At 44.5% G+C, this 10054-nt stretch carries 8 protein-coding genes; 4 read left to right on the plus strand and 4 right to left on the minus strand.

Annotated features, from left to right (window positions below; translation table 11 throughout):
• The first annotated feature begins 286 nt into the window (after window positions 1-286).
• Window positions 287-1684 (plus strand): PhoH family protein, encoded by a 1398-nt coding sequence (locus KYS23_RS17955; protein ID WP_159528594.1) that lies wholly within the window; start codon window positions 287-289, stop codon window positions 1682-1684.
• Between the two features lie 73 nt (window positions 1685-1757).
• On the opposite strand, the gene KYS23_RS17960 is transcribed toward KYS23_RS17955, so the two are convergent.
• A complete protein-coding gene (locus KYS23_RS17960) occupies window positions 1758-3020 on the minus strand; it encodes a TonB-dependent receptor domain-containing protein (RefSeq protein WP_218419675.1) in 1263 nt (420 codons plus the stop codon).
• Between the two features lie 59 nt (window positions 3021-3079).
• Here KYS23_RS17960 and KYS23_RS17965 point away from each other — a divergent pair, with 59 nt between their 5' ends.
• Together KYS23_RS17965 and KYS23_RS17970 are read left to right on the plus strand one after the other, a co-directional pair.
• Complete coding sequence (locus KYS23_RS17965) at window positions 3080-3718, plus strand: LamG domain-containing protein (protein ID WP_218398106.1); 639 nt, start codon at window positions 3080-3082, stop codon at window positions 3716-3718.
• 90 nt (window positions 3719-3808) lie between these two features.
• Window positions 3809-5989, plus strand: a complete 2181-nt coding sequence (locus tag KYS23_RS17970; protein ID WP_246604484.1) for a multiheme c-type cytochrome — start codon at window positions 3809-3811, stop codon at window positions 5987-5989.
• 57 nt (window positions 5990-6046) lie between these two features.
• Here the strand turns inward: KYS23_RS17970 and KYS23_RS17975 are convergent, their stop codons facing one another.
• The 3 genes from KYS23_RS17975 to KYS23_RS17985 form a co-directional block, all read right to left on the minus strand.
• On the minus strand, window positions 6047-8272 hold the full coding sequence (locus KYS23_RS17975) for an agarase (protein ID WP_218419677.1): 2226 nt from the start codon (window positions 8270-8272) through the stop codon (window positions 6047-6049).
• A 197-nt stretch (window positions 8273-8469) separates the two neighbouring features.
• Entirely contained in the window at window positions 8470-8712 is a 243-nt protein-coding gene (locus KYS23_RS17980; RefSeq protein ID WP_218419679.1) for a hypothetical protein, read from the minus strand.
• A gap of 24 nt (window positions 8713-8736) precedes the next feature.
• Complete coding sequence (locus KYS23_RS17985; protein WP_218419680.1) at window positions 8737-9018, minus strand: hypothetical protein; 282 nt, start codon at window positions 9016-9018, stop codon at window positions 8737-8739.
• Between the two features lie 126 nt (window positions 9019-9144).
• Here KYS23_RS17985 and KYS23_RS17990 point away from each other — a divergent pair.
• Window positions 9145-10054, plus strand: a 910-nt coding sequence (locus KYS23_RS17990; RefSeq protein ID WP_218419682.1) for a transposase, incomplete at its 3' end; no start/stop codon positions are given.

Below are 10054 nucleotides of genomic sequence, written 5' to 3' on the forward strand. Positions count from 1 at the left end.
AAATGTGGTTGGAGGACGGCTATTTGAGGGTAATGAACGAAGAACAAAAATTATTTCGCAGAAAAACAGTGCTAATAATGAAAATCTGGATTATGGTGGATTTAGCGCTTGTGATTGTTTGTTGGGCAAGCGTGTGAAGTGGCGGTGTTTAGGTTGCTGCCACTTTTCGGTCGACGCGACAAGGAGTGGAAGTCCTGTTCGAGCGACAACTTCTTCTCCTTCAGCGGAACTGTTCCTAGCACGCTAATTTGTTGTGTGTGCCTGGCCTTATTTACCGGAGTAAAGGATGCCAAGAAAAAATTCCACTGATACAAAAATATACGTCCTCGATACCAATATTCTGCTGCACGAACCTCACGCATTTCTCTCCTTTAAAGAACACGATGTTGTTGTACCAATGACCGTGCTTGAAGAGCTAGATTACATCAAAGACAGTAAGAAAGACGTTGCCCGAGATGCGCGAGTATCTATTCGTGCAATGGAAGACTTACTGCACGATGCGTCACCTGAAAATATGGTGGCCGGTGTGTCTATGGTTGGAATGGGCGCAGGCGAAACAGCGCCGACGGGATCTTTGTCAATTTATACTGATTTGAGCATGGCCCAATCCCAGCAAGTGTTCACCAGTAATGAGAACGACAACCGCATCATTAATGTGGCCTTGCATTTACAAAAAGCGAATGCACCGCAACAAGTGGTGTTAGTCACTAAAGACCTCAACATGCGTCTTAAAGCGAAAGGCGCAGGTCTTGCGCATGTTGAAGATTATCGCACCGACCAACTTATTAGTGATATTAAATATCTCTCTCGGGGGTTCCATCGCTTTGAGGGGAACTTCTGGGACAAGGTGAAAAGCGTAGACAGTCGCACCGAAGGTCGCGATACCATTCATACCATTCCCAAAGCGATGCTGCCAGAAGCTTATATAAACGAGTTTTTACTCGATGAAAGCAACGACTTTGCTGGACTGGTTGAAGCTATTAACGGCGACTCTCTTGAGGTGCTTGATTTAGGCTATGAGCGCTTAATGGGCCGTCATGCGTGGGGAATCACGCCAAAGAATATTGGCCAAGCCATGGCGCTTCATGCGTTACTTGACCCACACATCGACTTAGTGATCCTTACCGGCCCTGCCGGTAGCGGTAAAACCCTATTGGCCCTAGCCGCCGCCCTTGAAATGGTGGTAGAGCGCAACATGTACGATAAGATAATCGTAACACGTAGCACCCCAGAAATAGCGGAGTCGATTGGTTTCTTACCGGGAACCGAAGAAGAGAAAATGTTGCCATGGTTGGCAGCCATTACTGATTCGTTAGAAGTGCTGCATAAACACGATGAAAACGTGAAAGGCTCTATGAACTACATCATGGAAAAAGCCAACATTCAGTATAAGTCGGTTAACTTTATGCGGGGGCGAAGCATTCAAAACTCTATTGTTATTTTAGATGAATCGCAGAATTTAACGGCATCACAGCTTAAAACCATCATCACCCGATGCGGTGAAGGTACTAAGATTATTGTGGGCGGAAACTTGGCCCAAATAGACAGTAATTACTTAAGCGCTGTGACTTCAGGACTAACCTACTTAGTAGAGAAGTTTAAAGACTTCTCGGGCAGTGCAACCTTAAACTTAGATGGTGTAGTACGAAGCCGCTTAGCCAGCTTTGCGGAAGAGAATTTATAATGTGTTACTAATGGTGTGCCTTGGAGGGAAATTCCCCCAAGGCAAACCAGCTTTTAACGTTATGGGTACCGTTTTAAAACTTCCCTCTGAAGCCGACATTGTAGCGCGGCCCGTATGTTTCATAATCAATAAGTTGATTGCTGAAACGACCATGGCGTCGGGTGCTTTCATCCGTAATGTTGATACCGTCGAGGAATACAGAAATATGATCATTTATTTCATAGCTAGCAGAGATATCAAGTTGGCTGTACGCCTCGGTAAAGGTAGGCTCTAAACCGCCTGAAAGTAAAAACTCATCACGCCAGTTATATGCTGCCCTAACTTGATACTCATCTTTTTCATAAAAAACGACTAGGTTGGCCGAGTCGCTTAAACCTGTTAATGCATAATCATTTTCTAGCGAGTACACATCGTATTCATCAGCACTGTTCACCATGGTGTAATTGACAATAGTGCCAAACCCAGTTTCGCCAAACAGATGTTGAACGTTGAATTCCCAGCCGTACACGCGGGTGGCGTCTAGGTTTTGCGGTGTGGTAATTTCCCATTCGATGATAGGGTCGCCTGGTTGCGATAGGCAGTCAGCGACTGGATTTGTTACCGAGCCGTCTGGACAATTTCCTCTAGGGTTAATGCTGGGGTCTGTTAGTGGGCCATTAGGACCTATTAACTCGCTCTCTATTTGACCTGTTGAAATAAAGTTATCAACTTGCTTTCGGAAGTGGCCTAAGGAGATATAGCTACCATCGTCATAGTAATACTCTAGCGATAAATCGATGTTCTGAGATTCAAACGGAAGTAAATTAGGGTTACCTTGAGAAGCTCTAAAAGGGCCGCCGGCGCGATGTAGATTTAAGCTGGTAGCGGGGAACATAGCGCCAATGCTACTTCTAGCTATTGTTTTACTGTAAGAAAACCTTGTTACCAAGTCATCAGTAATTTCCAAGCTTATGTCTAAATTAGGTAAAAACTGTTCATAATCGCCTTCGAGTATTTCAGTGACTTCTTCCTCGGCGAAGAGTTTATCAAGCTGTATCGGTGTTATCCAATTGAAGCCTATCACAGGGCGTTGGATAGAGTAGGATTCAACGTCAGCCTCTTCGTACCTTACGCCAAAATTGGCATTAATAGGCATATTGTTGAAATCTGTAACAAAATCAAAAGAAAGGTATGCCGAAGTTGTTTCTTCAGTTATCCCATCTTTTGTCACATTGGCTTCGTTGTATAGGGATTGTTCGCGAACTAAATCAAGAAACTCGTTCGCACTAAAAACAGGTAAATATTCAAATCCTACTCCGCCATCAATGAATCCGTATTCAAGCTCACTAATATCCATAGCCCCATTGCCTAAGGCGAAGTTGGCGCTGTAAATATTATTCTGACACCCCGGTAAATATGGTTGATACAAATTCGGGGGTGAAGGACGGGTATCTTTGGATAAAAGCGACTTTGGATGCGTCTTCTGACGATAGTTGGTTTAAAACTTCTCGGGTGCATTCTAAAGCAAGAATTAGCTTTCCCATGTACACAGAAACACGCTTGAAAGTAGCACATCTACCCGCTTACAACACCTTCTGGTTAAATAATGGCGATGCAAATGATCGAGATGAAATTGATATTATTGAAATAAACTCTAAACCTGCGTGTGGTGAAAATACTGAATATCCATGGCAAATGAATTCCCAGTATTTTATCGTTAAAGAGGGCAACACAGAACGCAAAAAAGGCCCTTGGAGCACTAAAAAACTATCTAAAGGGAATACCCGCAAAGACGTTGCATGGAACGAAGACTATCATGTATTCGGGGCATGGTGGAAAGATGCCCACACTGTACAGTTTTATCTTAATGGTGAACCCGCCGGTAGCGTCGTTTCTCGTCAACCGTTTACCCTTGAGCAAGAGTTAATTTGGGATCTTTGGACTCAAGATAGCCCGTGGGTTTGTGGGTTACCAGAAAAAGAGGAGTTACTGGACGATAGCCGTAATACCATGAAAGTTGACTGGGTAAGAACGTGGAAATTGGTATCAGAGTAAATGAGGGCGAGCATTCCTCTTTACACCATCGTATGCTTAGAACGCTGCGCTATTTGAATTTATTATCACTGTAATGACCGTTGAGCATTAATGAAGTATTTAACCTTTACCTGCCTATTTATGGCGAGTCTACTTTTGTTTTTTTCCTTTACAGTAAAGGCAAATACGAACTGTGTTAGTTGTCACCAACAAGCGGTCTCTAACTGGCAGCAATCTGATCATGCAAAAGCGATGGATGTGGTAGCGGCAAACACGGTGCTGGGTGATTTTTCGGGTACAGCAGTCGCGCACTATACCCAACAGGCTCGGTTTTATCAGAAAGGGCAAGATTTTTGGATTAACTTCACAGAGGCCGACAGTACTACTGATTACCAAGTAAAGTACACTTTTGGGCACTATCCGCTACAACAATATTTGATTGAAGGTAGTGCGGGAAAGCTACAAGTGTTCCCGTTCGCGTGGGATGCTCGGTCTAAAGAAGAAGGGGGGCAACGGTGGTACCCTATGTATTCTCAGGAAGATATTCAACCTGCTGACCGCTTGCATTGGCGTCAACCGTTGCAAAACTGGAACGGTATGTGCGCAGATTGTCATTCAGACGGCTTAACCCGTAATTATTCTGTTGAAACGAAGCAGTTCGACACTACCTGGGACAATATTAACGTAGGCTGTCAGTCTTGCCACGGCGAAATGACTCATCACGCCGACACCGCCTCTTCAGCGTCGCAGTTAACTGGGCAGTCGTCGCACGGCAAATTAGCTCTTTCTTCTGACGAGCAAAAAGCCATAGGCCGGTGGCTTTTAGACGATGGAGCAAAGATTGCCTCTTGGCATGGAGAGTCCAGAGATAACCAGTTCATGGAAACGTGCTTTGCTTGCCATTCTCTACGCTCCCCTATTACCGACGGGATAGATCCGAATGCAGCCTTTTTAGACCAGTTTGTTCCCTCGCTGTTAGCGCCGCCGATGTACCATGCTGATGGCCAGATTAAAGAAGAGGTGTATGTCTATGGCTCGTTCTTACAAAGTAAAATGTATGCCGCTGGTGTGAATTGCCTGGACTGCCACGACAAACATACGATGAAAATAAAAGTACAGGGCAATGGGTTATGTTTGCAATGCCACAGTAACGAGGTTTACCAGCAACAATCTCACCTTCGCCATGATGTTAGTTCAACGGCTGGGCAGTGTGTAAGTTGCCATATGCCCGAAACAACTTACATGGGCGTTGATGCCCGCAGAGATCACAGTTTTAAGGTGCCAAGGCCTGATTTAAGCGCGAAGTATGACACGCCTAATGTGTGTACTGGTTGTCATGAAATGCAATCTTCCAACTGGGCTGCCGATATTATTAATCAATGGCGCCAAGGCGATGCGTTACCTGATACCTCACAAGATGATTTCCTAGCCCTTATGCATAACGGTACCTTACCGGTTGCCCGTCATTTTGCACTCATCAACAATACGGAACTTAGTGTTATTGTGCGAGCCAGCGCAATAGCCATGTTACCCAATAGTGTTGCTCAACTTTCCGATAACGATGTAAAAGGCTGGGTGCAATCAGAGCACGATCTTATTCGCTTGGCGGTAGCTGGTATTGGAAATATGCTGTCTGTTCCGGAGCGGCTGAAATCTTATCAAACACTACTAGAAGACCGTTTTAAGGCGGTACGTCTTAGGGCTGCCAACCACTTATTAGATGCTGGTTTGAATAACAATGCTGCCTTTAAGCCTGCGTTGGAACTCTTGTTGAAGTTTAACGAAGTGTCCATGTGGCGCGGAGAATCGGCGCTTAACCAAAGTATGGTTTACTTACAATTAGGTCGTACAAAAGAGGCGCTGAATAGCTTGCAACATGGCATCGACGTAGACCCTTTCTTTGCACCTAATTACGTTAACTTAGCCGATGTATATCGCCAAGCAGGGCAGGTTGAAAATGAAAGGATGACGCTAAATGCAGGGCTAAAAGCTAACCCTACATCAGCTGTTATGCACTATGCACATGGTATGTATCTAATTCGTGCACAGAGAAAACCAGATTCTATTGAAGCATTTAGGCGAGCCGTTAAATTGGCGCCTGACAACGTGCAATATGTATACGTCTACTTTTTAGTTTTAGACGGTGTGGGGCAAACCGACAAAGCGCTGCGTGAGCTAAAACTAGCGTTAGGCCGCTATCACTACCATCCGCAATTACGGCAATTAGGGGTTAATTTTGCCCAGAAAATGAATGATGCTAAAGCGTTAATGTATTTTCAGAAAGCCAAATAAAAACGGCAAACGAAATATGTCGTTTGCCGTATATTCTCTTACCAGGTAAAAGGTACTTTACTCTTGGTTGAATCTTTCTGGATATAGGGTTCTATTAAATTCCCTGGCACTGTCCACCAATTCTTTATAAGGTATATCGGTTACCGAAACAAAGCCTACGTTATAGTTTTCGCCATCGAAAGCCCTGCCAGTAATCGGTGAGTCGACATATTGGAACCAATGTGCGCCCACCATGTTAGGGTGGTCTGCTACAGATTGCATATATTGCTGATACATTTTTGCTCTATCTTTTTGATCTGCCGCGGCAACTAAGCCTGGGTGATATAAACCCGAATCAGTATTCGTTCCAATATGGAATTCACCAATAATGCTGGGTAAGTCTATGTCTTTTATAAAGCTCCATTGAGAAGGTTGTACACCCTCTTTGTAAATATTGAAACTTAAAACATCGCTATAACGTACTGCCGCAGTAATGGTTTCATCAGGCATGCCCCAGCTTGCCATACGCGCGCCCATGTACAAATGATTAGGTAAAGCCTTTTCAAGTGCGCTATGTACAACCTTAAAATATTGGTCGGATAGCATTTCGAGCATCATCGACAAATCCTGCTCAAGCGATGAAGTGTCGTGCTCTGGTTGCCAGCTATTATCCAGGTCTTGCCAATTCGTAAATGAGGTTTGCCAACCGTTATTTAATTCACTTATTGAAGCATACTTTTGCTTTAACGCTTTAACAAATGCGGCTTTCGCGGGGCTTGTTTCAATAGGTTTAGAAAGTGCATCCAAGATAAGCCCATAACGATGTTCAAGGCTTCCCTCTGTACGACCCCAGCTTTTCTCATTGTCAACAAATACACCAATACACCACGGCGATGACTGAATTTCATCAGCAATTTGAGTAATTGTCACATTTGCTCTGCGCACAAACTCAGGATCAAATGAATCTGGCATAGAGCCCCATACATCATGTTTAGAGCTTAAGGTTTTAAAGTCGCCAATTATCCAGCCATTTGCGAAATAGGGTACTTGCTGATTGGGGTAAAAAGCAGGGTCTACCCAGTTGCCCATTGAGGTGAACCCCCAATCTTGGAATCGGTCTAGGGTAACTTGTTGCCACTTTTCTTCGTATGCCTTCGGGCTCGGTTCGCCGTATCTGCGCTCTAAGTTAGCCCGGTAAAAACTAAAAGTTTCTCCTGAGGTTAATGGCCCGTGATGTACTGAGCGCCGATAACTATAGTGATCGGCAAGTTCATCATCATAGTTCGGAAGCCATTCAAACATATCATGGCGTACATCAGATGCCACAAAACGGGTGTCCCTTACCTCATCTGAAACTTCTACAATACCCATAGAGTCTTCAGGGGTAACGGCTTCAGGGTCAACATAGCGTACCGATTCATCTTTAAAATCTATGCCAGTAAGCGTGGTTAGATTGGCCATACGAACGTTTGACAATCCGTTAGAAAAGAACAGGTAGCCATCTGGATCGACTAACCACCATTTACCCTTCATTTCATGGGGGCGAAAATACCCAGTGGCTTCTAATTTAGGGCCATCCTTCCAGCCACCAAATCTTGAACGGTCGGGCAGGGGGCTTGACGCGTTAAGCCGGCTTAACTCGGCATTCGCTTTCTCTTTTAACTCAGCTTCAGAGTGAACCTTTAGGGGAAAGTCGTGTTTAGCACTTTGTCCAAATTTATCGACAATATTTTTCCGATAATCGTTAGTGTATTCAGGGTTCTCTCGTAATCTGATGTTATCCACAAGAAGCTGTTTGCTAACCATATTATCTCGGGTGAATAGGCGCAGTTCTTTCACCGAACTTAAGTCAGGTGTGATAGTACCTATTCGAAAATGCGCCATTTGCTCGTCGCTCTGCCACGCTTCCATGCGCGAGCGTTTGTAGCCTAGGTCGGTATCTAGCACCTTGCCTTTTAGTACGAAATAGTAAGTAGATTCTGAATGCGCGGGAATAATCACGCTGTGACTAGCTTCATCACCGTTTTCGGCTTTTACCCCAATATAAAGCTGTATAGACTCATCTTCTGTGTTTATCGCATCAAACGCTAAATTAATTTCTTCATGTTTGCTCCAATCCCAGTTTTTCTCTGGAATCAGCTTAACCGAGGCTTCGGCCACATCGCCTTTAAAGTTTAATCGTAGTGCACTTCCAGACCCGGATGGTGAGCTTTGTATATTGGCCGAAACATTTTCAGTTTTAATCTCGCCGTTTAAGGGCGCTTCAAAGGTATAAAGCTCTGTAATTACGTCGTGTGATGGCAATTGTTAACCTTAGGCATACATTTGATTGTGAACAGTGATATGCCACTCCACTACTATTTCTTAGGTGGGCGTATTGACAAGAGCAGGCTTGCTTATTAAATAAGTAAGCTTGCTAGTAGATGGGAAAAAGCGCCGAGCATTGTATACTCGGCACCGCTTAAAATAGTATGCAAATGGATAATGAAAGTGGGTAAGGACTAATATGGATCCTTGGGTTTAAGGGTAATAATTTTCGAATAATCGACAATGCTGTTTTCAGCTTTCCACCGCTCGCTCATCGCTACCAGCTTCTTGACGAGTTTCGGGTGTGACTTCGCTAAATTAGTCGTTTCTGCAGGATCGGCATCTAAATCGTATAGCTCGTATGCAATACCCGGCGCTTCTAGCGTTTGTAAATACCAACCGGGCTCTATTAGCAGTTTCCAGCGGCCTTGATACACAACACTTTGCTGCCCCTTGTCGTTTTAGTCAATATGTTCCACTTGATAACGGCCGGTAGAGAGGTAGCGTTTCGTGTCATCTGAAATATCGCCAAAGGGGATAAGGGCTGGGCCTGTTGGGTCAAACAGTACATAAGTCTCACCCTCAACCTCTAATTTCTCGTCTTCAGGAACGGCATTTATAGCTACCCCTAATAACGCATGATGGGGAAGAAAAACCATAATGATTCTGGTGGAAGGAAGAAAGGCACGTACCAGCGCGCCAGTTAGAACCGCCTTACTGTCGCAGTCCCCTCTATTTTGCATAAGTAACCCTAGTAATTAATGAGACAGGCATAACACGCGGTATCAAAACTGTACCTCAGTACACTTTCTTTAATTTGGTTAGTTATTCACACTGTTAAAGGAGTAAACCAACGTTAGAAAGTCCTGATGCCAAAAGCCAGAAAGTCGCAAATTAGTTTATTGGATACGCCATATTATCACTGCGTTTCTCGCTGTGTACGCCGCGCATTCTTATGTGGTGAACAAGACGGCAAAAGCTTTGAGCATCGTCGTCAATGGGTGGAAGACCGAATTCATACCCTAAGTGAAGTGTTTGCTATTGATGTATGCGCCTATGCGGTGATGAGCAATCATACGCACGTGGTGCTGCATGTTGCTAAAGATAAGGCGGATGCATTTACCACAGAAGAAATAATTCAACGTTGGCACAAGTTGTATAAAGGCACCTTGCTCACACAGCGCTACCTATCCCCAGAGTTATGTAAAGACTTGCACGAAACACAGATTAAAACGGTAGAGGAAACAGCAGTAGTCTGGCGCAAGCGGCTGATTGATATCAGTTGGTTTATGCGTGCTCTCAATGAGTATATTGCCAGAGCTGCCAATAAAGAAGATGACTGCACCGGGCATTTTTGGGAGGGGCGATTTAAGTCTCAAGCGCTATTAGATGAATCGGCCCTTGCAGCTTGTATGGCCTATGTCGATTTAAACCCAGTACGGGTAAAGATAGCGAAAACGCCAGAGACCTCTGCTCATACGAGTATCCAATATCGTATTAACGCCGCCAGGGTAGGTAAAACGCCCAAACGACTCATGCCTTTTGCGGGGAGCCCGAAACAAAATATGTTCCAGGGTTTACCTTTTACCCTCCCAGATTACCTTCAGCTTGTCGACATAACTAGCCGGTATATCCACCCAAACAAACCTGGGATAGTCGAACACAGCCTGCCTACCATCCTAGAGCGCCTCAATATTGAACACGAACAATGGCTAATTTTAACCACGCAATTTGAAACCTGCTTTAAACATGCCGCTGGCAAAGTGATACACCTTGAAC

The organism is Alteromonas lipotrueae (assembly GCF_019249255.1).
Lineage (GTDB): Bacteria > Pseudomonadota > Gammaproteobacteria > Enterobacterales > Alteromonadaceae > Alteromonas > Alteromonas lipotrueae.